This is a genomic window from Chromohalobacter israelensis DSM 3043 (genome assembly GCF_000055785.1).
In the GTDB taxonomy this organism is placed as follows: domain Bacteria; phylum Pseudomonadota; class Gammaproteobacteria; order Pseudomonadales; family Halomonadaceae; genus Chromohalobacter; species Chromohalobacter israelensis.
Genome location: NC_007963.1, coordinates 368,253 through 392,262, shown reverse-complemented (window position 1 = coordinate 392,262; position 24,010 = coordinate 368,253). Strand labels below are relative to the sequence as shown.

The 24,010-nt window shown below is 63.7% G+C and carries 20 protein-coding genes; 10 read left to right on the top strand and 10 right to left on the bottom strand.

Translation table 11 applies throughout. The features are described from left to right. The first annotated feature begins 116 nt into the window (after positions 1 to 116). Positions 117 to 857 (top strand): trimeric intracellular cation channel family protein, encoded by a 741-nt coding sequence (locus tag CSAL_RS01755; RefSeq protein ID WP_011505658.1) that lies wholly within the window; start codon positions 117 to 119, stop codon positions 855 to 857. Between the two features lie 50 nt (positions 858 to 907). Here the strand turns inward: CSAL_RS01755 and CSAL_RS01750 are convergent, their stop codons facing one another. The 3 genes from CSAL_RS01750 to pobA form a co-directional block, all read right to left on the bottom strand. Further along, positions 908 to 1,999, bottom strand: a complete 1,092-nt coding sequence (locus CSAL_RS01750) for an NAD(P)-dependent alcohol dehydrogenase (protein WP_011505657.1) — start codon at positions 1,997 to 1,999, stop codon at positions 908 to 910. A 74-nt stretch (positions 2,000 to 2,073) separates the two neighbouring features. Continuing rightward, entirely contained in the window at positions 2,074 to 3,546 is a 1,473-nt protein-coding gene (locus CSAL_RS01745) for an aldehyde dehydrogenase family protein (protein WP_011505656.1), read from the bottom strand. A gap of 135 nt (positions 3,547 to 3,681) precedes the next feature. Next, complete coding sequence (gene pobA, locus CSAL_RS01740; protein ID WP_011505655.1) at positions 3,682 to 4,869, bottom strand: 4-hydroxybenzoate 3-monooxygenase; 1,188 nt, start codon at positions 4,867 to 4,869, stop codon at positions 3,682 to 3,684. Positions 4,870 to 5,036: 167 nt separating this feature from the next. Between pobA and CSAL_RS01735 the strand changes: the two genes are divergently transcribed. Then, positions 5,037 to 5,924 carry a helix-turn-helix domain-containing protein gene (locus tag CSAL_RS01735; RefSeq protein ID WP_011505654.1) on the top strand — a complete coding sequence of 296 codons (888 nt, stop codon included), beginning with the start codon at positions 5,037 to 5,039 and terminating at the stop codon, positions 5,922 to 5,924. A 43-nt stretch (positions 5,925 to 5,967) separates the two neighbouring features. Here the strand turns inward: CSAL_RS01735 and CSAL_RS01730 are convergent, their stop codons facing one another. Beyond that, positions 5,968 to 6,684 (bottom strand): GntR family transcriptional regulator, encoded by a 717-nt coding sequence (locus tag CSAL_RS01730; RefSeq protein WP_011505653.1) that lies wholly within the window; start codon positions 6,682 to 6,684, stop codon positions 5,968 to 5,970. Between the two features lie 126 nt (positions 6,685 to 6,810). Here CSAL_RS01730 and CSAL_RS01725 point away from each other — a divergent pair, with 126 nt between their 5' ends. The 6 genes from CSAL_RS01725 to CSAL_RS01700 all read left to right on the top strand — a co-directional run bounded on the left by CSAL_RS01725 (position 6,811) and on the right by CSAL_RS01700 (position 14,647). Next, complete coding sequence (locus CSAL_RS01725) at positions 6,811 to 7,872, top strand: aromatic ring-hydroxylating dioxygenase subunit alpha (RefSeq protein WP_011505652.1); 1,062 nt, start codon at positions 6,811 to 6,813, stop codon at positions 7,870 to 7,872. A 76-nt stretch (positions 7,873 to 7,948) separates the two neighbouring features. After that, positions 7,949 to 8,917: a PDR/VanB family oxidoreductase gene (locus CSAL_RS01720; RefSeq protein WP_011505651.1), complete on the top strand. Its 969-nt coding sequence runs from the start codon at positions 7,949 to 7,951 to the stop codon at positions 8,915 to 8,917. Positions 8,918 to 9,260: 343 nt separating this feature from the next. Continuing rightward, positions 9,261 to 10,205, top strand: coding sequence for a TAXI family TRAP transporter solute-binding subunit (locus CSAL_RS01715; protein ID WP_011505650.1), 945 nt, complete (start codon positions 9,261 to 9,263; stop codon positions 10,203 to 10,205). Between the two features lie 108 nt (positions 10,206 to 10,313). Next, a complete protein-coding gene (locus CSAL_RS01710; protein ID WP_222832145.1) occupies positions 10,314 to 12,224 on the top strand; it encodes a TRAP transporter permease in 1,911 nt (636 codons plus the stop codon). 3 nt (positions 12,225 to 12,227) lie between these two features. Continuing rightward, entirely contained in the window at positions 12,228 to 13,046 is an 819-nt protein-coding gene (locus CSAL_RS01705) for an IclR family transcriptional regulator (RefSeq protein WP_011505648.1), read from the top strand. Next, the gene (locus CSAL_RS01700) at positions 13,043 to 14,647 is read left to right on the top strand and encodes an FAD-dependent oxidoreductase (RefSeq protein WP_011505647.1); all 1,605 of its coding nucleotides are present in this window, start codon (positions 13,043 to 13,045) and stop codon (positions 14,645 to 14,647) included. Before CSAL_RS01705 ends, CSAL_RS01700 begins: the two co-directional genes overlap by 4 nt. A 112-nt stretch (positions 14,648 to 14,759) precedes the next feature. Here CSAL_RS01700 and CSAL_RS01695 read toward each other — a convergent pair whose 3' ends face one another. Beyond that, positions 14,760 to 15,992 carry a LysR family transcriptional regulator gene (locus tag CSAL_RS01695; protein ID WP_011505646.1) on the bottom strand — a complete coding sequence of 411 codons (1,233 nt, stop codon included), beginning with the start codon at positions 15,990 to 15,992 and terminating at the stop codon, positions 14,760 to 14,762. A 137-nt stretch (positions 15,993 to 16,129) separates the two neighbouring features. On the opposite strand from CSAL_RS01695, the gene CSAL_RS01690 reads away from it, so the two are divergent. Together CSAL_RS01690 and CSAL_RS01685 are read left to right on the top strand one after the other, a co-directional pair. Then, positions 16,130 to 17,101: a PDR/VanB family oxidoreductase gene (locus CSAL_RS01690; RefSeq protein ID WP_011505645.1), complete on the top strand. Its 972-nt coding sequence runs from the start codon at positions 16,130 to 16,132 to the stop codon at positions 17,099 to 17,101. Positions 17,102 to 17,132: 31 nt separating this feature from the next. After that, positions 17,133 to 18,245: a Rieske 2Fe-2S domain-containing protein gene (locus CSAL_RS01685; RefSeq protein ID WP_011505644.1), complete on the top strand. Its 1,113-nt coding sequence runs from the start codon at positions 17,133 to 17,135 to the stop codon at positions 18,243 to 18,245. Positions 18,246 to 18,357: 112 nt separating this feature from the next. Here CSAL_RS01685 and fdhA read toward each other — a convergent pair whose 3' ends face one another. From fdhA to CSAL_RS01660, 5 genes are all read right to left on the bottom strand, one after another. Beyond that, positions 18,358 to 19,545, bottom strand: coding sequence for a formaldehyde dehydrogenase, glutathione-independent (gene fdhA, locus CSAL_RS01680; protein ID WP_011505643.1), 1,188 nt, complete (start codon positions 19,543 to 19,545; stop codon positions 18,358 to 18,360). A gap of 83 nt (positions 19,546 to 19,628) precedes the next feature. Next, positions 19,629 to 20,933 (bottom strand): TRAP transporter large permease, encoded by a 1,305-nt coding sequence (locus tag CSAL_RS01675; RefSeq protein ID WP_011505642.1) that lies wholly within the window; start codon positions 20,931 to 20,933, stop codon positions 19,629 to 19,631. Beyond that, on the bottom strand, positions 20,930 to 21,457 hold the full coding sequence (locus tag CSAL_RS01670; RefSeq protein WP_011505641.1) for a TRAP transporter small permease: 528 nt from the start codon (positions 21,455 to 21,457) through the stop codon (positions 20,930 to 20,932). Before CSAL_RS01670 ends, CSAL_RS01675 begins: the two co-directional genes overlap by 4 nt. 7 nt (positions 21,458 to 21,464) lie before the next feature. Next, complete coding sequence (locus CSAL_RS01665) at positions 21,465 to 22,460, bottom strand: TRAP transporter substrate-binding protein (RefSeq protein WP_011505640.1); 996 nt, start codon at positions 22,458 to 22,460, stop codon at positions 21,465 to 21,467. A gap of 160 nt (positions 22,461 to 22,620) precedes the next feature. Beyond that, on the bottom strand, positions 22,621 to 23,874 hold the full coding sequence (locus CSAL_RS01660; protein WP_011505639.1) for a LysR family transcriptional regulator: 1,254 nt from the start codon (positions 23,872 to 23,874) through the stop codon (positions 22,621 to 22,623). Positions 23,875 to 24,010 lie beyond the last annotated feature (136 nt).

The window sequence follows — 24,010 nt, the reverse complement described above, 5'->3', positions numbered from 1 at the left end:
GACCGGGGAAAGACGGGCCGGAGCGCGCGACGTATCCGGGCACTTGAGCCTACAATGACGTTCGTTTTGTATTTCCGCTCAAGCGGTAGCTGGCAAAGTAGCCAAGGAGCGTCGCAGTGGCAGGATGGATTTACTGGCTGGACCTGGCGGGCGTGATCGTCTTCGCGCTGTCGGGCGTGATCATTGCCTGCCGCTCGAGGATGGATCCGTTCGGCATGCTGGTGCTGGCCGCGATGACAGGCATCGGCGGCGGTACCCTGCGCGATCTGTTACTGGGCATTCGCCCGGTGTTCTGGGTCACCGACCCCACCTATCTATGGGTGATCATCATCACCGTCGTGTCATCGATCATCGGCTTTCATTACATTCACCGGTTATCGCGCATCGTCCTGCCCGTACTCGATGCCTTCGGGCTCGCCATCTTCACCATCATCGGCGCTCACAAGGCATTGGCGCTGGGCCATGGAGGTACCGTCGCTGTCTTGATGGGACTCCTCACCGGTGTCGCAGGCGGCATGCTGCGCGATGTCCTCGCACGGCGGGTCCCCATGGTGCTGCGCCAGGAAATCTATGCGACTGCCTCCATCGCAGGCGCCACGGCATACGTCACCCTGTACACGCACCCTATCCACCCCTACGTCACTATCGCGCTGCCTATCCTGGTGATCCTGGCGCTGCGTCTCAGCGCCATCTACTGGCGCCTCTCCTTGCCGGTATTCGCCTGGATCACCTCGCCAGCCGAGCCCTCATCGCGCAGCACCACGCACAACGCGGCGCCGTCGCCGAGCGAGATAGAAAAGACGCCTCGTTCTAGAGCCCGCGTGCGAATGCTTTCGCCCAAACGACGGCGCAGATAGTGATTCTGCCGGGCCTGTCGCCACTCATCCGTTGTCCTGGCACTTGCCCACTATGAATTCATCCGCACCACCGGCTTGATGGTCTTGCCGGACTTGGAATCCGCGAATGCCTCTTCCAGGGCATCGAACTCGTAAAACGTCACCAGCTTGTCGAACGGGAATTGCCCCTGGCGGTAGTAGTCGATGAGCTGGGGAATGAACACCTTGGGCACCGAGTCGCCCTCGATCACGCCCAGCATGGTCTTGCCTTCCGCCATCAGGTCATTGTGCACATCCAGCGTGACCTCCGGCGTCACCCCCACGATGGCCAGCTGGCCCAGCGGGCGCAACGCATGCAACCCCTGGCGCACCACCTGCGGCACGCCGGTCGTTTCGACGGCGTAGTGCGCCCCCGCGCCGGTCACGGCACGAATCTCCTCCACCACGTCCACCTGGCGGCCGTTGAAGACGTGCGTGGCCCCCAGCTCCTTGGCGAGCGACAAGCGATTGTCGTGCACGTCGACGGCGATGATCCGCGCGCAGCCGGCGATACGGGCCGCCATGACGGCGCTCAACCCCACCGCGCCGCAGCCGTAGACCACCAGGCTGCTGCCGGACGCAGGCTTGAGGCGATTGAGAACCGTGCCGCTCCCGGTCTGAACGCCACAGCCCAAGGGGGCCAGCAAGCCCAGATCGAGATCCGGATCCACCTTGACCGCGTTGCGCTCATGCACCACCGCATGGGACCCGAACGAGGACTGCCCGAAGAAGGTGGACACCGCTTCGTCGCCTCGATGCAGGTAGCAGGTCCCGTTCTCGGCACGCCCGCCGAAATTCAACTCGTTCATGCGCATGCACACGGTAGGGTGACCGGTCAGGCAATGCTCGCATGCGCCGCAATGGGCAAACGACAGCACGACATGGTCCCCCGGCGCGAACGCCGTGACCTCGCTCCCCACGGCTTCCACCACCCCGGCGCCCTCGTGCCCCAGAACGACGGGGAACGGCGTCAGTTCCAGGTCCCGGGCGACGGCATCCGTGTGGCACACCCCGGTGGCCACGATGCGCAGGCGCAACTCGCTGGCCCCCGGCTCGGTCAAGGTCAGGGTCTCCACCGAGAAGGGCCCGCCCTTGTCTCGCGTCACGGCCGCTTTGATTTGCATGGAAAGCTCCTCACGACGTTGCGGTGAACGTCCCCGGGCCATGCCTCGGCCCGGGTATCGTTCCCGGCTGCGGGTTAGAACGGATACTGGCGCGGCTCATGCTGCAGCGTGATCCAGTGCTCCGTGGTGAATTCGTCGATCGCCCAGTCGCCGTTGAAGCGGCCCAGGCCGGAGTTCTTTTCGCCGCCGAACGGCGCATGCGGCTCGTCGTTGACGGGGATGTCGTTGACATGGGTCATGCCCGCCTTGATGCCCTGCGCAAAACGCACGCCGCGTTCCAGGTTGCCCGTGAAGACCGCACTCGACAGACCGAACTCGGTGCGGTTGGCCAGCTCCAGCGCATGCGCTTCGTCACGCGCGGATTGAATGCCCACCAGCGGCCCGAAAATCTCCTCGTCGGCCAGCTCCATGTCCGCCGTGACATCGCCGAACACGTGCGGCGGCAAGACATTGCCCTCGGTGTCGCCCCCGGTCAGCAAGGTGGCGCCCTCGGCATGCGCCTTGGCGATCTTGGTCTGGAGTCCTTCGAGCTGCTTGGCGTTGATGATCGGCCCGACAGCGGTTTCGGGGTCGGCGGGGTCGCCCAGGCGCAATGCCTTGACGCGTTCGACGAAGCGGGCAGTGAAGGCGTCACGCAGCGGTTCTTCGACGATGATGCGATTGATCGCCATGCAGATCTGGCCCTGATGGAGGAACTTGCCGGCCACCGCCGCATCGACCGCCTGCTCCACATCGGCATCCGCCAGCACCACGAAGGGACTGTTGCCGCCGAGTTCCAGGGCGACGTGCTTGAGATGCTTACCGCCGCTCGCCAGGCGACCGATATTGAGCCCCACGGGGGTGGAGCCGGTGAAGGTGATCAGCGAAGGCACGGGGTGCTCGACGAAGGCATCGCCGATCTCGGAACCGGCACCGACGACGACGCTCAATACGCCCGGCGGCAGCCCCGCCTCTTCGAAGATGCGTGCCAGCAGCAGCCCGCCGGTCACCGGTGTGTCGCTGGCAGGCTTGACGACCACCGCGTTGCCCAGCGCCAGTGCCGGCGACACCGAGCGAGCGCTCAGGTTGAGCGGGAAGTTCCACGGGCTGATCACGCCCACCACGCCCAGCGGCGCCCGATAGACACGACTTTCCTTGCCGGGAATGTCAGACGGCAGGATGCGCCCGTGGGCCCGGGTCGGCATGCTCGCCGCCTCTTGGGTGATCGCCCGTGCCGCGTTCCACTCGATCTGCGCCTTGATCCGCGTACTGCCCGACTCGCGAATGATCCAGTCGATGATCTCGTCACGGCGCTCGTCGAAGATCGCCACCGCGCGCCGCATGACATCGCCACGCGCGTTCGGTCCCAGTGCCGCCCATTCGGCCTGGGCCGCCTGCGCATGGCGGTAGGCATCGTCCAGGTCATGCCAGTCGGCCATCGCCAGATCGAGCAGCGTTTCCCCGGAATATGGATTGGTCACGGTCAGGCGGCGCTCGGCACTTCCCTGGCGCCAGCGTCCCGCGATCGGCTGGGCATCCTGATCGGCAAACAGCGGTGCTTGTGTCATGTATCTCACCTCAATCGTCATGCGAAGACGCGCCTCGTCGGGCCGCGTCGTGGTCATGCGAGCCTAGCCGGACAATTAATACGCAGACTAATAGTAATGATCAATCAACTTGATACCCCGCGGCGACTCCATGGCCTAGGACTCCAGGGGCTCATAGGGCAAGCCGACGTAGTTCTCGGCGATGGTCGTCAGGCCTGCCTCGGAGCCGGTGACATAGTCCAGCTCGGCTTGTTGCATGCGGGCGCCGAAATCCTCGTCCTCGGAAAACTTGTGGAGGATCGAGGTCATCCACCAGGAAAACCGCTCGGCCTTCCAGACACGCTTGAGACAGGTCTGCGAATAACGCGGCACCAGGTCGGTGCGGCCCTCGTGATAGACCTTGACCATCAGGCGATACAGCGTGTTGACGTCGCTGGCCGCCAGGTTGAGCCCCTTGGCGCCGGTCGGCGGCACGATGTGCGCGGCATCGCCGACCAGGAACAGCCGCCCGTGCTGCATCGGCTCGGCCACGAAGCTGCGCAACGGCGCGATGCTCTTCTCGAGCGAGGGACCGGTCACCAGATTGGCCGCGACGTCCTCGGGCAGGCGGCGCTTGAGTTCCTCCCAGAAGCGCGCATCGGACCAGTCCTCGACCTTCTCGTCCAGCGGCACCTGCACGTAGTAGCGGCTGCGGGTCTGGGAACGCATGCTGCAAAGTGCGAAGCCCCGCTCGTGGCGCGCATAGATCAACTCGTCGGAGACCGGCGGCGTGTCGGAGAGCAGCCCCAGCCAGCCGAAGGGATACACCCGCTCGAACGTCTTCAGCCGGTCGGCGGGAATCGACTGGCGCGAGACGCCATGATATCCATCGCAGCCGGCGACATAGTCGCAGTCGAGCCGCTGCGTTTCGCCGTTGTGCTCGAAGGTGATGTACGGGGCGTCGGTTTCCAGATCGTGGGGCTGCACCTTGTCCACTTCATAGAGCGTCTGGCCGCCCTCGGCGGCGCGTGCCTCCATCAGATCCCGAGTCACCTCGGTCTGCCCGTAGACCATGACCTGCTTGCCGCCGGTCAACGCCGCGAGGTCGATACGCACCCGACGGTTGTCGAAGGCCAGCTCGACGCCGTCGTGCGGCAGGCCCTCGGCATCCATGCGGCGGTCGACACCGGCTTCGCGCAACAGATCGACCATGCCCTGCTCCAGTACGCCGGCACGGATGCGGCTCAAGACGTATTCGCCGCTGCGCCGCTCGAGGATGACGTTGTTGATCCCCGCGCGTTGCAGCAACTGCCCCAGCAGCAGTCCGGAGGGGCCGGCACCGATGATCGCGACTTGGGTTTTCATGGCAATCTCCTCTTATTCGGGTCTGGCAGCACGGCCAGTCATCGAGTTGCATTTTTCACCGATGGAAACCCGCGAATAAGACAAAATCCCCGCATGAATTTATACTTTCCCAAGATCCGGCCGTAACTTTGGTCGAAGCCTCGACTTTCGTCGCACAGGAGATTGCCATGTCGGCATCGTCCAACCGCACCATTCCCGTCTTTCAGCTGTATGGCGAGACGCACCAATGGCCGACCCCCGACCTGCTGCATTGCGAGTCCATCGCCGAGCGCAGCCGACTGCACGATTGGCATATACGGCCGCACCGCCACGCCGATCTCGTGCATGTGCTGCATATCGCGCACGGCGACGTGAACCTGACTTTCGAGGAGGGTGCGCAGCGCCTGACGGGACCGCTGCTCATCGTGGTGCCGGCCATGACGGTGCACGCCTTTCGCTTCTCGCGCGATGTCGACGGGCATATCGTGACGCTGGCCATGCCGCTGGCGCGACATATCGCCGACACCCTGCATCCCCAGGGGCAGATCCTGGCACGCGCGGCGTTTTACCCGCTTGCCGACCAGCCGGAACGCGCCCCCATCGCCACCCTCGTCGACCAGCTCGATGCCGAGTACCGCCATCCCGCCGACGGGCGCGACGCCTTGCTCGAAGCCTTGCTCAACAGCTTGCTGGTGCTCGCTTCACGGCGCGCGACCCGACGCCAGGCGCGTCCCGCGTCACGCCAGCATGAGCGGGGCGAGGCGCATCTGGCCCGCTTTCAGCAGCTCATCGAAGCCCACTACCATCAACAGCCCAGCATCCCCGAGTTCGCCGAACGCCTGGGCATCAGCAGCGCGCATCTCAGTGCGGTCTGCCAACGCCTCGCCGGCCGCAGCGCCCAGCAGCTGCTGCACGAACGCGTTCTCCTCGAGGCCAAGCGCCACCTGACCTATACCAACATGACCATCGGCCAGGTCGCCGAACGGCTCGGCTTCAAGGAGCCGGCCTATTTCACGCGCTTCTTCAAACGCCATGTCGCCTGTTCCCCGAAGGAATTCCGCCAGCGTCAGGCATGAGGCTGACGACAGCGGCCCCGCAGCCGCTTTGGATCCAAAGACCTCATGTCGCGTTCGGCGCTTGCCCCACGCCGCCCAGCCCGAACAGCGTGCCGTACCGCAGCCCGATGTAGGCATGCTCGCGCATCAGCATCTCCGCCCGGGCTCCCTCGCCGCGCGATAGCGCCTGGAACACGAGCTGGTGCTGGGCATGCGCCATGCGCAACTTGCCGTATTCGCGATCCAGCGCCGCGTCATCGATGATGATCGAATCGGCCGAGGCGAAGGGCAGATGGTCGTTGCGCGCGATTGCATCGTGGATCACACGGCTGCCGGTGGCACCGACGATGGCACGATGAAACTCCTGGTTGAGGGTGGCCCAGAGCTCGATATCCGCCTTGACGAGATACCCCTTTTCCAGCAGCGCCTCGCCCCGTGACAGGCAATCGCGCAACTGGGCCTCGACCTCCTGCGGCACGCCCTGTTCGGCCAGACGGCGCGCCGCCAGCCCCTCCAGGGCCCCGCGCACCTCCACCGCACAGAGCACGTCCTCTTCGGAGAACTGACGCACGACATAGCCGCGGGTCCCGGTCTTCTGCAGCAGCCCCTCCTGCTCGAGCGTGCGGAAGGCCAGCCGCACCGGCATGCGCGATACCTGGAGCCGTTCGGCGACATGCAGCTCCTTGAGGCGCTCGCCGGGCGCGTAGACTCCTTCGCTGATGAGCTTGCGCAAACTGGCGATGACATTGAGGCGACCATTTTTTTCCGATTTTTCCGGCATCTACGCGCTCCTGTCGATGCTCCCATTTTTGGATCCAACTAAAGGCTAACTTGACGCTGGGAGGCCTTAAAACCTTTACTTTGGATCCAAAGAATAATAATCCCTATTCATCATGAGGAGATTACCATGTTCCCCAAGAACACTTGGTACGTGGCCTGCACGCCGGACGAGATCGAAGAAAAACCGCTCGGCCGCACGATCTGCAACGAACAAATCGTCTTTTTCCGTGCCGAGGGCGGCCAGGTCGCCGCCGTCGAAGACTTCTGCCCTCATCGCGGCGCGCCCTTGTCGCTGGGTTTCGTACGTGACGGTCAACTGGTATGCGGCTACCACGGCCTCGAAATGGGCTGTGACGGCAAGTGCTCCAGCATGCCGGGCCAGCGCGTGCGCGGCTTCCCCAGCATTCATGCGTATCCCGTCGTCGAACGTCACGGCTTCATCTGGGTCTGGCCCGGCGATGCCGAGCAGGCCGACCCGGACCAGATCCCCGAGCTGCACTGGGCCAACGACCCCGAGTGGGCCTATGGCGGCGGGCTTTATCACATCAACTGCGATTACCGCCTGATGATCGACAACCTCATGGACCTGACCCATGAGACCTACGTTCACGCTTCCAGCATCGGTCAGCCCGAGATCGAGGAAGCCGCGCCGGAAACCAAGGTCAACGGCGACGAGGTGCTGACCATCCGGCACATGGAGAACATTCCCGCGCCGCCGTTCTGGCAATCCGCATTGCGCGGCAACAACCTCGCCGACGACGTCCCCGTGGATCGCTGGCAGATCTGTCGCTTCACGCCGCCCAGCCACATCCTGATCGAAGTGGGCGTCGCGCACGCCGGCAAGGGAGGCTACGACGCGCCGGCCGATGCCAAGGCGTCGAGCATCGTGGTGGATTTCATCACGCCGGAAACCGAGACCTCGATCTGGTACTTCTGGGGCATGGCCCGCAACTTCAATCCGCAGGACGAGGCGCTGACCGAGCAGATCCGCGAGGGCCAGGGCAAGATCTTCGCCGAAGACCTGGAGATGCTCGAATCCCAGCAGCGCAACCTGCTCCGCTATCCCGACCGCCGTCTGCTGATGCTCAACATCGACGGCGGGGGCGTCCAGGCGCGACGGGTCATCGACCGCATCCTCAAGGCGGAAGCCGAAAACGCGCAGCCGCAGCAGGCCGCCACCGCCAGTTGATGGATCTTGCACAACGAAGGATCGGCGCGCGCCGATCCTTTCCCGGTTCGCCGTTCACCCGGCAGTAGGTCATTCCATGAACGATAGTACGCTGTCTCTGTTCGTCAGAGTCACCCAGAAACGCCAGGAAGCCGAGGGTATCGTCAGTTACGAGCTGTCCGATCCTCACGGGCGCCCCCTGCCCGCCTTCAGTGCCGGCGCGCATATCGATGTGCGCGTCAAGGAAGGCGTGATTCGCCAATACTCGTTGTGCGGTCATCCGGAAGAACGCGATCGCTACTTCATCGCCGTCCTGCGCGAGCCCAGTTCTCGCGGCGGCTCGGTCGCCATGCACGACGAGATCGAGGAGGGCGATCTGCTGCAGATCAGCGCCCCCAAGAACCACTTCCCCCTCGAGCCCGCCAAGCGTTCGGTCCTGTTCGCCGGCGGCATCGGCGTCACGCCGATCCTGTGCATGGCCGAGCGCCTGTCGCACACCCAGGCCCAATTCGAGATGCATTATTGCGCCCGCTCACGGGAGCGCATGGCCTTCGTCGACCGGCTTGCGCAGTCGGCCTATGCCGATCGAGTGCATTTCTATTACGACGATGCGCCGGAAGCCGGCAAGCTGGATGTCGCAGCCGTCGCCGGTGAACCGAACGACGAGACGCATATCTACGTCTGCGGCCCGAGCGGCTACATCGACCACGTCATGTCGACCTGCAAGGCCCAGGGCTGGCCATCATCGCAGCTGCATACCGAGTATTTCAGCGGTGTGGAAACGACGTCCGAGGATGACGAAAGCTTCGAGGTGAAGATCGCCAGCAGTGGCGCGACCTTCTCGGTACCCAAGGACAAGAGCGTCTACGAGGTATTGAGCGAGAACGGCATCGACATCATGGTGTCGTGCGAACAGGGGGTCTGCGGCACCTGCCTGACGCGAGTCCTCGAGGGCGAACCGGACCATCGCGACCTCTACCTCGACGACGACGAACGGGCCGCCAACGACCAGTTCACGCCGTGTTGCTCTCGCGCCAAGAGCAAGACGCTGGTGCTGGACCTGTAAGCCCCGTCCCTCCCTTCTGGCGGTGTTCCGATGCCCGCGGGACACCGCCGCTCTCAAGCGTTTCCCGCACGACGCCCCGCGAGCGCGACGAACGCGGAGCGAGCCGCCGTGCACGTGACGACACCCTTCCCGGCCCTCGAGCGGCAGCCCCGCCGGCACGTAGCGGAGGGTGTCGCGACCATGCGCCGACAACGACCGGATGGTCGCGTCCGATGCTCTCCCGCCTGACACGTTACCGCTTGGTCGCATAAACAAAGGGATAATGTCTCAAAATACGAGATTATTACATAATCCAGTTCCCTAGCATGACAACAAGCCGTTCGCGAAGGTCTTAGGAGGCAACATGAGCCATCTCACAACAAAAACTGTCGCTTTTGCGGCGCTTCTCCTGTTCGCCTCGGCGACACAGGCACAGCAACTCGGCATCGGCACGATGGGTCAGGGCACCAGTGGATATTCCATGGGCGCCGCCATTGCACGCGTGCTCTCGGACAACGGCATGGACGCCCTGGTGCAGCCCAGTGCAGGCACCAGCGCCTATCTGCCTCTGATCGACATGGGAGAGCTCGACCTCGGCATTGCCAATGCCATCGAGGTCAGCGACGCGGTCTCGGGTCATGGCTACTTCGAAGGCCACGCCCTGGAAAACATCGCGCCGGCCGCGCGTCTCTATCCGTTCAGGGTGGGAGTCTTCGTGCGCGACGACAGCGACATGCAGACGGTCGCCGACCTGGCCGGGCACGCCGTGACCTATGGCTTCACCAGTCAGGCCACGATGAATCGCGTGCTGGACGCGATACTCGCCGCAGGCGGCATCGGCCCCTCCGACATCGAACAGGTCATGGTGCCCAACATCATACGTGGCGCGGAGGCTTTCGTGGCCGGCCGGGCCGATGGCGCCTTCTTTGCCGCCGGCTCCGGCAAGGTGACCGAGGTCGACGCTTCCACGGGGGGTGTCCGCTTTCTGCCCCTGCCGGGAGACGACGAGGCGGAAGCCCGCCTGCAAGAGGTCGTCCCGCAAGCCTATGTGGAGACCCTCGAGCCACGCGAAGGGCTGACGGGCATCGACGCGCCCATGCCGGTCATGGCCTATGACTACATGCTGGTCGTGGGCGCTCATGTGCCCGACGAGACGGTGGCGCGCATCGTCACGACCCTGCGTGACAACAAGCAGGCGCTTGTCGACTCCTTCAGCGCGTTTCGGAGCATGGATCCCGCGGCGATGCATGTCGATATCGGCGTGCCCTACCACCCCGGCGCGCTCAGCGTACTGAACGACAACGACTAAGACACGCGTCCCGCGGGCGCGACGGCGGGCCCGCGGAAGGCGCGTCCATCTCCGCGCTCGCCGCACGCCGCCCGAATTTCGCCACTATCAGATGGATGGATGACAGCCATGCCACTCTCGTCTCCAGGCACTCCACGCCAACCTGCTCCCTATGGCCTGCTGACGGTGACGCTGGCCACGATCATGACCCTCTGCGCCATTCTTCAGGCCCTGGATATCCCCCAGCGGCTTGGACTCAGCCTGTATACCGAACAGTATCTGGCCGCGATCCTGGCCTTCGCGCTCGGCATGACCTTTCTCGTGGCCCCCCGTTTCACCGGGCGGCTGCGTCTCCTCGATCCAGCCCTGGCGCTGGCGGGCTTTTGTGCCGCGGGCTATATCGCCCTGAGCTACCCCACGATCGTCAACGAACTGGTCTACCGGCCCGTGGACGGCCTGATCGTCAGCCTCATCATCGGCTTGCTGACGATCGAAGCCGTGCGCCGGCTGACCGGACCGGGGCTGACCATCATCGTGGCCCTGTTCCTCGCCTACGGCCTCGTCGGCTACCTGCTGCCCTTCGGAATGACGCGCCAGATCCTGTGGGACAGGCTCGCAATCTATGTGGTCATGGATACCAACGGCCTGATCGGCTTGCCGTTGATGGTCACGGCCAGCATGGTCTTTTCGTTCATCTTCCTGGGTCAGCTGCTCGTCAGTTCCGGCGGCAGCGCGTTCTTCAACGACCTGGCCCTGGCCCTGGTCGGACGTTCGCGGGGCGGGGCCGCGAAGATAGCGGTGGTCTCGTCCTTTCTCTTCGGCAGTGTCTCGGGCAGTGCCGTCGCCAATGTCGCGGCCTCGGGCGGTGTCACGCTGCCATTGATGCGCCGGGCGGGGTACAAGCCCCACATGGCCGCCGCCATCGAAGCCCTGGCGTCCACCGGCGGGCAACTGGCCCCTCCGATCATGGGGGCAGCCGCCTTCCTGATGGCGGAGTTCCTGCAGATTTCTTTCGCCACGGTGATCCTGGCGGCGGTGATCCCTTCCTTGCTCTACTACCTGGCGATCTTCTTCTACATCGACGCCCACGCCGCCGCGAACGGCATGTCCCTGCCCGAAGACGTGGAAATTCGTCCGCTGCGACGCGTGCTGGCGGATGGCTGGCAGTTCGTCGCCCCGTTCGTGATCCTCATCTTCGGCCTCTTCGGCCTGAACTGGCGCCCGGAGCTGGCCGCGCTCGCAGCCGCCCTGACCCTGGTCGTGCTGGCGCTGGTGTTGCCCTACCGTGGCAAGCGCAGTCATCTGGGCGACCTGCTGCGCGCCTTTCCCGACGCGGGCAAGGGCATGATCGAGATCGTCGTCATCGCGGCCGCCGCCGGGATGGTCATTGGCGTTCTGAACATATCGGGGCTGGCGTTTTCCCTGACGCTGAACCTGGTCGCGATGGCGGCAGGCAGCCTGCTTCCCCTGCTGATCATCGCGGCGCTCGTCAGTGTCGTGCTGGGCATGGGGATGCCCACCGTGGGGGTCTACGTGCTGTTGGCCAGTCTCATCGGCCCCGCCCTCGTGCAGGCCGGCATCGACCCCATTGCCGCACACATGTTCCTGCTCTATTTCGGGATGCTCTCGATGATCACGCCCCCCGTCGCCCTAGCCAGCTTCACCGCCGCGACCATGGCCGGCGCCGAAGCGATGAAGACCGGCTGGCAGGCATTCCGCATGGGCTGGGTGGCTTACCTGATCCCCTTCGTCATGGTGTTCGAGCCGGGGCTGGTCATGCAGGCCGCGCCCATCGATATCGCATGGCAACTCCTCGGGGCGCTGGTGGGCGTCTGGTTCGCGACCGGCGCCATCTACGGCTATCTGACCCGGTCCCTGGGCATCGTGGAGCGCGTGCTTCTGGGTATGATTGCGCTGGCGGGAATATTACCGTTCTCGCTGGGCTGGGGTGGCCATCTGGTCAATCTGCTGGCCATCTGCGCAGGCGTGATTCTCATATTTCGCACTCGGCTGATCCCGAGTCTATCTGGAAGGAGTTGATTGGTGGCCGAAGGAAGCTCCTCATCAAGCCTTACGCGGCTGATGTCGATCCTCGACATTTTCACCGAAACACGGCCGGAGTGGTCGTCGGACGACATGATGACCGAGCTCGGTTATCCACGCCCGACGCTGTACCGCTATCTCAAGGTCCTCACCGATGCCGGCATGCTCGCCTCCAACGGGCATGGCATCTATACGCTCGGCCCCAAGGTCGTCGAGATGGATCACCTCCTGCGGTTATCCGACCGTCTTGTCGCCATCGGACGCCCCGTCGTCGCACAACTGACCGAGCAGTACGCCTGTACCGCCTTTCTCGTGCGCTGGTACCGCAACCGGCTCCTCTGCATGCACTCGGAGACGTCGCTTGAAGCCCCGCTCAGCAGCTACCCCCGCGGTCGCGTCATGCCCATGAACCGTGGGGCCATCGCACGCACGATCCTCGCCCACCTGCAATCCCGCAAGGCACGCAAGATCATCGAATCCTTCGCGCCCGAGGGGCCCGAAGACGCCCGCAAGGCCTATATCGCCGAGCAAGCCGCGGCGCTGCGTTCGGTGCGGCGCAACGGCTACGCCATCGCGTTCGGCGAGGTCACTCCCGGTGTGGTCGGCGTCGCTTCGCCGATCTTCGACGAAGCCGCAGAACCCGCCGGTGCGCTGTGCATGACCATGCGCCAGGAAGACTGTCCCCATGAGTTGCGCACCCTGATCACGCAGGCCGTGCCCGCCGCCGCCAACAGCATCACCGTGACGCTGCGACAGTCCCGACATACCGGCACGGACCACACCCACCTCCCCCTACAAGAGGAAGTTAAAGACCGATGAAAAACCAACAAGATGCGGATGTCATCATTTCAGGGGGCGGCCCCGTCGGCATGGGGCTGGCAATCGAGCTGGGCCAGCGCGGCATCGACGTTCTGGTGATCGAAAAACATCCGTCGCCGCAGCGAGTGCCCAAGGGACAGAACCTGACGCAACGCACGATGGAACATTTTCGCGCCTGGGGCGCCGAGTCCGAACTGCGCGCGGCCCGCACCGTGCCGGCCGGCTTCGGGATCGGCGGATTGACCAGCTACGGCACGCTGCTGGGCGACTATCATTACGACTGGATGAAGCGCGAACTCGTCCACGCCTATTACGGCGCCGACAACGAGCGGCTACCGCAATATGCCACCGAGGACGTCCTGCGCGCCCGGGCGGCTTCGCTGGACAGCGTGACGCTGCTGACCCGGCGGGAAGTGCGTGATGTTCACGAGGATGCGGAAGGCGTGAGTGTCACGGTACACGACCGCACCGACGGTACGGAGGCGACATTCCGCGCCGCCTATGCGGTCGGCGCGGATGGCAGCCGCTCGGTGGTGCGCGAGTCCGCCGGTCTGACCCAGACCGTCTTCGACCACGACCGCTTGATGGTCCTGCTGGTCTTCCAGTCCGATACGCTGCATCGCGCCCTGCTGGACAAGCATCCCGGCAAGAGCTTTTTCAATGTCCTGCACCCGGATCTCCAGGGCTACTGGCTGTTCTTCGGGCGCGTCGACCTGGAAGGCGAGTTTTTCTTCCATGCGCCGGTGCCCGACGGCGAAGATCCGGAGACCTTCGACTTCCAGGGGTACGTCGAACGCGCCGTCGGCCAATCCATCGACATGCATATCCGTCATCGTGGATTCTGGGATTGTCGCGTTGCCATCGCCGACAGTTACGGCAGTGGGCGCACCTTCATCGCCGGGGACGCGGCGCATAACCATCCTCCCTATGGCGGTTACGGCATCAACACCGGCTTCGAGGATGCCCGCAACCTCGGCTGGAAACTCACCGCGCGCCTCCAGGGCTGGGGCGGCCCCGAGCTGCTGCCGTCCTACGATGCCGAGCGCCGGCCGGTCTTCTGGTCCACCGCCAAGGATTTCATCGAGAAGTCCATCGAGACCGACCGCGAGTTTCTGGCCAGCCATGATCCGGCCACGGACCCGGCCGCCTTCGAGGCCGTCTGGTCCGCTCGTGCGCGTGGCGCAGTCAACGAAGTCGGCGACTTTCAGCCCAACTACCGTGGATCTCGCATCGTGGCCGGCCCTCGGGACGGCGCCGCCAGCGCGAAGGGAGCACATAGCTTCACCGCCCGGCCGGGGTATCACCTCGCGCCACGGGCGCTTCCCGAAGGTGGCACGACCCACGACCGGCTCGGCCCGGGGTTCTCGCTGATCGCACTCGGACAAGCCAGCGCCGCGGCACGTTTGGCCGAGGACGCGGCCCGGTTGCATATTCCCTTGACGGTCATCGAAAGCGCTGCCCCGGGAAAGGAGGATGAAACGGCCGACTACGGCGCATCGCTCATTCTCGTGCGTCCCGACCAGTTCGTGGCCTGGGCCGGCGATAGACTGCCCGATGATCTCGATACGGCCGGCATCCTGAAACTGGCCGTCGGCGCCTGAGGGTCGTGAACGCTCGACCGTGAGCGAGGCGTCCTGACGTAAACGCCGTGAAGGTCGTGAAGAACGCGCCACGGATGGCAGGAAACCCCCTGCGGTTTCCTGTCATGCGTCCCTAGGGTGCATTCCCCTCGGCGTCGTCATCGGACGCGAACCGTTTGGCCAGGCCATCGATGAATTGCCGCTGCGTGAAGCTCAGCCCCGCGTCGCGCCGATAGGTCACGCCGATGTGTCGTCGGTTGTCCGGCAACGTCACCGGCACGCGCACGAGCCCCGGCGGCAGTTCGCGTACCTTGCGCGGCGAATACAGCAATAACGCCAGACTCTGACTCTCGCGTACCATGCTTTCAGCGAGATGGAAGGTCACGATCTCGCAGGTCTGCACCGGCGGCGTCTTCCCCATGCCCAGGAAAAGCCGCTCGAAATAGGCCCGTATCGGCGTCCCCGCCGGCGCCACGATCCAGGTTTGACGTGCCAGATCTTCCATCGACACGGATCGCACGGCGCAAGGGTGATCCGAGCGTGCCAGCACCGTAATGGCTTCTTCCGCCAGTGGTAACTCTGCCAGCTCATCGTCCTCCCCGAGTTCGCGCAACAAGCCGACGACCAGGTCGATTTCCCCGCAGCGCAGGGCATCCGTCAGCATGACGTAGCTGCCGGTCACGGCCGACAGGCGCAGTTGAGGATACGCCACCAGCAAGTCGCCGAAGGCCTGGGCAACGCGTTCCTGCTCGCAGAACGGTGTCATTCCCACCGCCAGGCGCCCCGTCACCTCGCCGGCCAGATGCCCCAGGCGCTCCTGCAGCGGTTGCATCCGGGCGCACATGCGATCGCGCAACGCCACGAGCCTCTCCGCCAGAGGCTCGGCACGCAGTCCCTCTCCCGAGCGCTGGAACAACGGGCTCCCCAGCCTGACCGAGATGGCGCCCAGAGTACGGCTGACGCTCGACTGGGACGTCCGCAACCACTTGGCCGCCGTTGTCGTCTTCCCCGTGTGCACTACCGCCGCCACGCATGCCAGATCGCGCCAGCGCAAATCCAGCGGCAGTGGCAATCGGGTCAACCCCGCCGCCATCAACGCATCACGCTCGTGCAGCAACTCGGCCATCACCTGCGTGCAATGCTGGCGGACGATTTCCCCTTCCGGCGTCGGTTCCGCCCCGCCCCAGCCGCGCTGAAACAGGCGGATCGCCAGTACCGATTCGGCCCGATGAATGGTACGCGACAGACTGCTTTGGCTGATGTTCAGTCTTCGCGCAGCCGATGAAAAACCCCGCTGCTCGGCCACCGCCAGGATGGCACGAATTTCACGAAGGGAAAGACCTGGCGATACCGTGTCATGCGACATTATCGAGACTCTTGGCAGCCGATTTTGACTATATCAAAGATGCAAAGCGCTATTTCATTTCCGCATGAGACGCCCTCTCTTTTTTCCCCTAACGTCAAGAAAGACGACGTGGATCAGCAGCAAAAAGAGGCAACAACATGCATGGCCAACATCAAGCCGCAGTGGTTCTCGAGCGTCGACCGCTGACCGAGCGCATCTGCGAAATCACGCTGGGCAAGGCCGATGGAACCGCATTGCCCGCCCCCCGTGCCGGTGCGCATGTCGAGCTTCGCTTTGGCGGCAAGGATGGCCGGTTCTTGCGGCATTATTCGCTTCTCGGTCCGCTCGACCTCACCAGTTCCCACGAGCCTTTCTGGCGCATTGCCGTGCAGCGCGAGAACCGCCGCCGAGGGTCCGATTACATCCATCGGCATGTCACCCCGGGCACCTCTGTGCTGATATCCCCCGCCCTCAGCCCCTTTCGGCTGACCGCCGATGACGGCCCCGTTCTACTCATCGCGGGCGGTATCGGCATCACCGCGATTCTGCCCATGCTGCGCGCCTGCGTGATGCGCCGTCGCGAGGTTCGCATGCTCTACATCGGCCGCAGCCGTGCCGCCATGGCCTATGTCGAGGACGTCGAGGCGCTGGGCGGCGACGCCGTCACCGTGCACGACGCGACATCATCCCGTGGCCGGCCGGACCTGGAGGCATTGCTCGCCCGGCAGCCCGCCGATACCACAGCGTACGTATGCGGCCCCCCGGCGTTGATCGAGGGCACCCGACAGGCGGCACAACGACTGGGATGGCCGGCGGAGCGCGTGCGTCATGAAGTCTTCAACCCTGCCCACAAGGAAGAAGATCAAGCCGTCACGGTACATACCCGGGGGGCGAGCGTTCACGTCTCGCCCGGCCACACCCTGCTGGAGGCACTCGAAGCGGCCGGTGTCGAGACCTTCTCGGACTGCCGGCGCGGAGAATGCGGTCTGTGCATCACGCCAGTCAGCAGCGTCGAAGGCGATATCGACCATCGCGACCGCTTTCTCACTGCCGACCAGAAACGCGGCAACCGGCAAATCGCCCTGTGCTGCTCTCGTCCTCGCTCGACGTCGATCGAGCTTGATCTCTAGATGACAAAAAGCAATAAAGGAGGCCATCGTCATGTCCCATGCCAATCAAGCGATACCGCTCGATGAAGAAGCCATTTTCGACGCCATGCCCATGGAGGAAGAGGGCCAGTTCGCCAACCATGCCACGCCCTTGATCCGCAACTGCTGGTATGTGTGTGCACGTCGCGATGAAGTGGGCCGCACGCCCATTTCACGCCGTCTGCTCGATACGGATGTGGTCATGTATCGCACCCGGGACGGCCGTCCGGTGGCCATGCACAACCGCTGCCCTCACCGTGCTTTTCCGCTGGCGAAGGGCCACGTGGAGGGCGATCGACTGGTGTGTGGGTATCACGGCATGCAATTCGAGCCCGACGGGCTTTGCGCGCACCTGCCCGCGATCTCCCATGTACCCGCCAATGCCTGCGTGCAGACCTACCCCATCGCCGACCGCGGCCCGTTGACCTGGATCTGGATGGGCGATGCCAACCTCGCCGACGAGGCACTGATTCCCGAACTGCCCTGGCTGGCCTCCTCCGAGTGGGGCAGCGTGACCGGCGATTTTCATATCAAGGCTGACTATGTCTCGATGCATGAAAACCTCATCGACCAGACCCACTTTCCCTTCCTGCATCCAGGCACGGTGGGCACCCCCGAGTACGCGCGGGCCAGCATGAACGCCACCACCGAGGGCGATCAGGTGCTGATTCATCGTCGACTGGACAACGCGCCGCCTCCGGGCATTTACGGAAAACCGGCCGATATCATGCACAAGAACGTCGACCGCACCTCCGAGGCACGCTTCGTCTCTCCTGCCGTTCACATGGCCCACGCCAGGATCTTCGATCCACAACCGGAGCCCGGAAAGCCCTCGGTTTATGGCTACTACATCACGCATTGCTTCACGCCCGAGTCCAACCATTCCATCCACTACTGGTGGTTCAATTCTCGCGACTATGGCATCGACGACACCGACATCGATGCCTTCATGTACGAGGCCAGCATGCAAGCCTATTACGAGGACGTGGAAGCGCTGGAATGGATCATGGACGTCGTGCTGACCGACAACGAAGCCCAGCAATTCGAGTTGAGCTTCGCGCCCGACAAACCCGGCCTGATGGCCCGGCGAATCATGCACCGCCTGGCGATGTCGGAGCGCGGTTGACACATCATCTCTTCGGCAAAACACCATTTATTGCCGAGCGTCGCCGAAAGGACTGGGTAGCCGCTACCCAGTCCTTTTCGTATTCACCCTGGCGATTTTCACATCGGCATCGTCACGCCGCGCCAAGCAGCCCATGCGGATCCAGCACGAATTTGCTGGCCACGCCGGAGTCGAACTGCTGATAGCCCTGCGGTGCATCTTCCAGGGAAATGACCTGGGCGTTGACGATCTCGGCGATATTGAGCCGCCCGTGCAGGATCGCCTGCATCAACTGGCGATTGTATTGCACCACCGGCGTCTGCCCGGTATGGAAGGAATGTCCCTTGGCCCAGCCCAGGCCGAAGCGCAGGCTGAGATTGCCGCTCTGGGCCGCCTTCTCGGCGGCACCGGGATCCTCGGTGACATAGAGCCCGGGGATGCCGATCGAGCCGGCTTCACGAGTCACTTCCATCATCTGGTTGAGCACCACCGCCGGCTGTTCCTTGCCGCCATGGCCCACGGCCTCGAAGCCCACGGCGTCGATGGCACTGTCGACCTTCGGCTCGCCCACCACGGCGGCGATCATCTCGCCCAGGCGATCGTGACGGCTCAAGTCGATGGGCTCGAAGCCCATCTTGCGGGCATGTTCCAGGCGCTGCTGGTTGAAGTCCCCGATCATGACCACCGCGGCCCCCAGCAGGTGCGCCGATGCCGCCGCGGCAAGCCCGACCGGGCCGGCCCCTGCCACATAGACCGTCGAGCCCGCACCCACCTTGGCATTCAAGGCACCATGGAAGCCGGTCGGCAGGATATCGCTCAGCATCGTCAGGTCGCGGATCCTGTCCATCGCCTGATCGCGATCCGGAAACTTGAGCAAGTTGAAGTCGGCATACGGCACCATGACATAGTGCGCCTGACCACCGACCCAGCCGCCCATGTCGACGTAGCCGTACGCCCCGCCGGCACGCTCGTCGTTGACGTGCAGACACAGCCCGGTGTGGCCTTCCTTGCAGGTCCGGCAGCGACCGCACGCGACGTTGAACGGCACCGAGACCAGGTCCCCGATGTCGAGAAACTCGACATCCTTGCCCTTCTCGATGACCTCGCCGGTGATCTCGTGACCCAGCACCATGCCCGCCGGCGCCGTCGTGCGGCCACGCACCATGTGCTGGTCGGAACCGCAGATATTGGTGGAAACCACCTTGAGGATCACCCCATGTTCAATGGCCTTGCCACTGGGCGCTTGCATCTTGGGGTAAGCAATGTCCTGAACCTCGACCTTGCCGGGCCCGGTATAGACGACACCACGATTATTAGCCATCTTCGACCTCTCCTGCTGAGAATGGGCCGATACCGCACCCGGTATCGGCATAGCGGGACCGGCGCCCACCTGACGCATGGCACCTAGTCCATCATCGTATCGGGAAGAAACAGCACGATATCGGGAAAGACGATCAACAGCCCGATGGCCGCGATCATCACCAGCCAGAACGGCATGACACCCTTGAAGATGTCGCGCAGCGGCACGTTGGGTGCCACGGACTTGACGATGAAGACGTTCACGCCCACCGGCGGGCTGATGAGCCCCATTTCCAGTGTCAGTACCACCAGCACGCCGAACCAGATGGGATCGAAACCCAGCTGGGTGATGACCGGGAAGAAGATCGGCATGGTCAGCACCAGCATCGCGAACCCTTCCAGGAAGCAGCCCAGCACCAGGTAGCAGGCCAGTATCAACAGCAGGACGCCATACGGCCCGATATCCAGAGCCATCAGGAAATCGCCCAGGGCCTGCGGGATATGGCTCAAGGCCAGAAAGGGGTTGAGCATGTGCGCGGCGATCAGAATCAGCATCACGGTCGCCGTGGTGGTGATGGAGCTTTGTGCCGCCCGCCAGAAGGAAGCCAGGGTCAGCTTGCGCATGGCGGCACCGAACAGGATCGTCAGGCCGGCGCCCACGGCGGCGGCTTCCACGGGAGAGAAGATGCCCGAGTAAATGCCGCCGATCGTCAGCAGGATGATGATCAGGATCGGCATCGCGCCCAGCAGCCCCTGCTGCTTCTCGCGCCATGACGTCTTGGGACCGGAGGGCGCGAGAACCGGCTTGATGGTGGCCAGCAGCATGATCAGGAGCACGAACAGCAGACACAGCATGATCCCGGGCAACACGCCCGCCAGGAACAGGCGGCCGATGGACTGCTGCGTCAAGATGGCGTAGATCACGAAGCCGGTGGAAGGAGGAATGAGGATCCCCAGCGTCCCCCCGGCCGCCACCGAGCCCGTGGACAGCTTGGCGCTGTAGTTGAAACGCTCCATCTCGCTGAGCGAGACGCGCCCCATGGTCAGTGCCGATGCCACGGAGGAGCCGCAGAGCGCGGCGAAGCCGGCACACCCCACCACCGTGGCCGACGCCAGACCGCCCCGCACCGAGCCGATGAGCGCATAGGCGGCATCATAAAGCTTGCGGCTCATGCCCGCCTCGGTGGCGATATTGCCCATCAAGATGAACAAGGGAATGACGATCAGCTCGGCGTTCGAGGCGATCGTAAAGGTTTCGCTGGCCAACAGGCTCAAGGCGGAATTGAGGCTGTCGAGCACGGTGATTCCCCCGAAGCCCACCACGAAGATCGCGAAGGCCACGGGAATTCGCAGTACCAGAAGCGCCAACAGCGCCAGGATGCCCAGGGCACCCACCAGCTCGGTACTCATAAGTCCTCTTCCTTTTGCAAAGACGCGTGCCGGTGGGATGACGTCAATGACGTCGAAACGATGCGCGCCAGCATGGAAAGTGCCGTCAAGAAGGCAAAGAACGCCACGATGTATTGGAACGGTGCCTTGGGGATCGCGATGATGTTGGTGCTCAGGTTGAGCAGCTTCGACATTTCCGCCGCGCCGAGCATCGTGTAGCCGATCGCCGTGAAGATGGCACACCCCAGGACCCAGCCCGCCATATCCAGCCAACGATTCATCCGCGCGGGAAACTTGTCTTCGAAGATATCCACGGCGATGTTGCCGCCCTGCCGGTCACAGAGGGCCATGCCACCGAACACGATGATGACCATGGTCATTTGCGACAGGTCCTGACCGCCCGGCAAGGGGGCGCCGAACAGGCGCCCCGTGACATCGATCAAGGTCACCGATACCGCAAAGATCAGCGCCAGGGTGCCGAGGATGCTGGACAGGTTCACCAGCCCATCCAGCGTGCGGGTCACCCGCGTGCGAAAGCGACTCATCGGGAATTCACTCCCCACGCATGGCGTCTAGCACGTCATTGGTGCCCTTTTCCGCCAGACGCTGCTCGCGGAAGTCATCAGCAATGCGCTCGAACGCGGCGATTTCTTCCGGGTCAAGCTCGATCACCTCGTTGTCGGCATCCTCGCGAATGGCCTTCAGGGTTTCGTTGGCACGCGCATTCCAGCCTTGCTCCCCGCTGCGGGAGAGTTTTTCGCCACTGTTGTCGTCGATGGCTTGCTGGAATTCGGCGGAAAGGCTGTCGTATTTGTTCTGATTCATGGCCAGATAAAACATGATGTGGCCCAGGGGAGCCCCCACCGAATAGACATTGGCCACTTCATCGAGCTTGAAGTCGTTGACGGCACTGGCGCCGGTCACCAGGCCATCGATGAGACCGGTTTGCAGCGAGTTGTAAATCTCGCCGGCGGGCATTTGCACGGGCGTGCCGCCGTAGGCATCGATCAGCGCCGCCGTCATTTCTCCCGAGACACGAATCTTGAGTCCTTCGAGATCTTCGGGCGTGCGGATTTCTTCATCTTTCATAATGAAAATGTTCGGCTCGCTGACCCAGAGCGCCAGCGGCTTGGTGCCGGGAAACTCACTCTTCAACTGGTCTTCATAGGCATTCCAGAGCATGTCGTAGCCATGCATGTCGTCGGGAATGGCACCGGGCATTTCCACGACCATCGATTTCTTGAATTGCGACGAGGTGTACCCCGGCAATCCCCAGACGATGTCCGCCACCCCTTGCAGCACGCGCGGGTATTGTTCCGTGGGGCCGGAACCCAGCTCGCCTCCTGGATAGACCTTGATTTCCAGCTCTCCGTTCGTCTGCTTCTCGACACCCTCCTTGAGGGGATAAACGACGGCACTGTTGACGACATGCGCCGGCGATACGAAGTGTGCGAGCTTCAAGGTTTCAGCGGCGCTCACGCCGGCATTGGCGGCCAGTGCCACGCCAGCGGTCAGGGTTAATAGGGCACGGCTTTTTAACGTTTTCATTCCGGCGTCTCCCGACTTTTATTAAACTTTCGTCTTATTTTATTCTCCGTTTTCCCACGAGAATGCATAAAGAAACGGAGCCTGAAAGCACCGTACCCGGCCCTCAGTCACGGCAACAAATTCAAATCGCGTGCTTGGGTATACGTTTTTGCTATCCCGGTCACGCCCGGGTAGCCGAGGAAGGGTCGGCCATGCGCTCCCCAAGCGTCAGCAAGATGTCCTTGAGGACTTTCAAGGCCTGGGTCGGGGAGTCGTCGGCACGTGTGGTGATGCCGATCGGACGGAGCGTGCCCGTCAGCTTGATGGGAAGCAGCGCCAGCTGGCCGCTCTGGACTTCGAAGAACACCTGATGGGGCGAGACCAGCGTCACGCGGTCGCTGTCGAGCAGCAGGGTGCGAATCGTGCTGAGATTGCCGGACTCCACCACGACCGAAGGCGGCTGCAGGCCGGCACTGCGAAACTCCTGCTCGAAACTCACGCGCGCCGGCGTGCCCTGCCGGGGGGCGATCCATTGCGCATCGAGCAGATCGCTCAATTGCAGCGCGGCGTGCTTCATCAGGGGATGCCCTTGGCGTGCCGCGACGGCGAGGCGGTCATGGAAGAGACGTTGCTGATGCGTGTCCTCGCTGGTACCCGCCTGACGCAGCGCACCGATGAGGATATCGATCTCGCCATGACGCAGCGACTCGAACAGGGCGTCGTAGGTGCCCTCGATGATCGTCACGTTCAGGCCCGGCAATTCACGCAACAAGGCATCCACGGCATGTGGCACCAGTAGCGAGCTGGAAAGCGGCAAGGTACCGATCACCACGCGACCCCGCACCTCGCCCTGCCAGGCGGAGAGGTCATCGCTGACTAGGGACAGCTCGCGCAAGGCCATCTTGGCATGACGAATCAGCACCGCACCGCCATCGGTGGCCAGCATGCCGCGTTGCGTGCGCAGGAACAGCGCGATGCCCAGCAGGCGTTCCAGGTCGCGCAGATTGCCACTGACCGCCGGCTGGGTCAGCCCCAGGCGTTTGGCCGCCAGGGGCTCGTTATGCAGGTCGGCGACGGCCACCAGCACCGTCAACTGACGATGCGACAAGCGTTGCGGGAGGCGCTCGAAATTGCCCTCGGGGTGCAGACGTGCCAGCGCGGTCTCGGCCTCGATCAATTGCTGCAAGGCACGCCGGAAGCGATGCAGGACTATCTTCCCCGCCGTGGTGCATAACATGCCGCTGCGATGGCGCTCGAACAGCGCCAGGCCGAGCTCCTTTTCCAGGTCACGCACCGCCCGTGTCACGGCGGGTTGCGACAGATGCAATGCCTCGGCCGCCCGCATCACGCTGCCCGCCTCGGCCACGGCGATGACCGCACGCAAGCGCCGCATGTTGGGTGCGTAATCGAATGCCTCGCGATGCAGTTCGGTCATGGCTGACCTCTTCGACATGAATCTGCGTCCAGCATGCCGCATGGCGGCGCCGCGCGATATGCCATAAAGGGAGCATGGCCAACCGCGCCGTGGCGGGGATCGGCGCATAAGCAAAACGCATATTGACGCCAGCGAA

Bases quoted from the DNA above. Each gene is read 5' to 3' on its own strand.
- CSAL_RS01665 (WP_011505640.1), bottom strand. From the start codon at position 22,460: ATGAAAACGTTAAAAAGCCGTGCCCTATTAACCCTGACCGCTGGCGTG.
- CSAL_RS01695 (WP_011505646.1), bottom strand. From the start codon at position 15,992: ATGTCGCATGACACGGTATCGCCAGGTCTTTCCCTTCGTGAAATTCGT.
- CSAL_RS01725 (WP_011505652.1), top strand. From the start codon at position 6,811: ATGTTCCCCAAGAACACTTGGTACGTGGCCTGCACGCCGGACGAGATC.
- CSAL_RS01730 (WP_011505653.1), bottom strand. From the start codon at position 6,684: ATGCCGGAAAAATCGGAAAAAAATGGTCGCCTCAATGTCATCGCCAGT.
- CSAL_RS01720 (WP_011505651.1), top strand. From the start codon at position 7,949: ATGAACGATAGTACGCTGTCTCTGTTCGTCAGAGTCACCCAGAAACGC.
- CSAL_RS01675 (WP_011505642.1), bottom strand. From the start codon at position 20,933: ATGAGTACCGAGCTGGTGGGTGCCCTGGGCATCCTGGCGCTGTTGGCG.
- CSAL_RS01750 (WP_011505657.1), bottom strand. From the start codon at position 1,999: ATGCAAATCAAAGCGGCCGTGACGCGAGACAAGGGCGGGCCCTTCTCG.
- CSAL_RS01660 (WP_011505639.1), bottom strand. From the start codon at position 23,874: ATGACCGAACTGCATCGCGAGGCATTCGATTACGCACCCAACATGCGG.
- CSAL_RS01685 (WP_011505644.1), top strand. From the start codon at position 17,133: ATGTCCCATGCCAATCAAGCGATACCGCTCGATGAAGAAGCCATTTTC.
- CSAL_RS01715 (WP_011505650.1), top strand. From the start codon at position 9,261: ATGAGCCATCTCACAACAAAAACTGTCGCTTTTGCGGCGCTTCTCCTG.
- CSAL_RS01700 (WP_011505647.1), top strand. From the start codon at position 13,043: ATGAAAAACCAACAAGATGCGGATGTCATCATTTCAGGGGGCGGCCCC.
- CSAL_RS01710 (WP_222832145.1), top strand. From the start codon at position 10,314: ATGCCACTCTCGTCTCCAGGCACTCCACGCCAACCTGCTCCCTATGGC.
- CSAL_RS01735 (WP_011505654.1), top strand. From the start codon at position 5,037: ATGTCGGCATCGTCCAACCGCACCATTCCCGTCTTTCAGCTGTATGGC.
- CSAL_RS01690 (WP_011505645.1), top strand. From the start codon at position 16,130: ATGCATGGCCAACATCAAGCCGCAGTGGTTCTCGAGCGTCGACCGCTG.
- CSAL_RS01670 (WP_011505641.1), bottom strand. From the start codon at position 21,457: ATGAGTCGCTTTCGCACGCGGGTGACCCGCACGCTGGATGGGCTGGTG.
- CSAL_RS01745 (WP_011505656.1), bottom strand. From the start codon at position 3,546: ATGACACAAGCACCGCTGTTTGCCGATCAGGATGCCCAGCCGATCGCG.
- pobA (WP_011505655.1), bottom strand. From the start codon at position 4,869: ATGAAAACCCAAGTCGCGATCATCGGTGCCGGCCCCTCCGGACTGCTG.
- fdhA (WP_011505643.1), bottom strand. From the start codon at position 19,545: ATGGCTAATAATCGTGGTGTCGTCTATACCGGGCCCGGCAAGGTCGAG.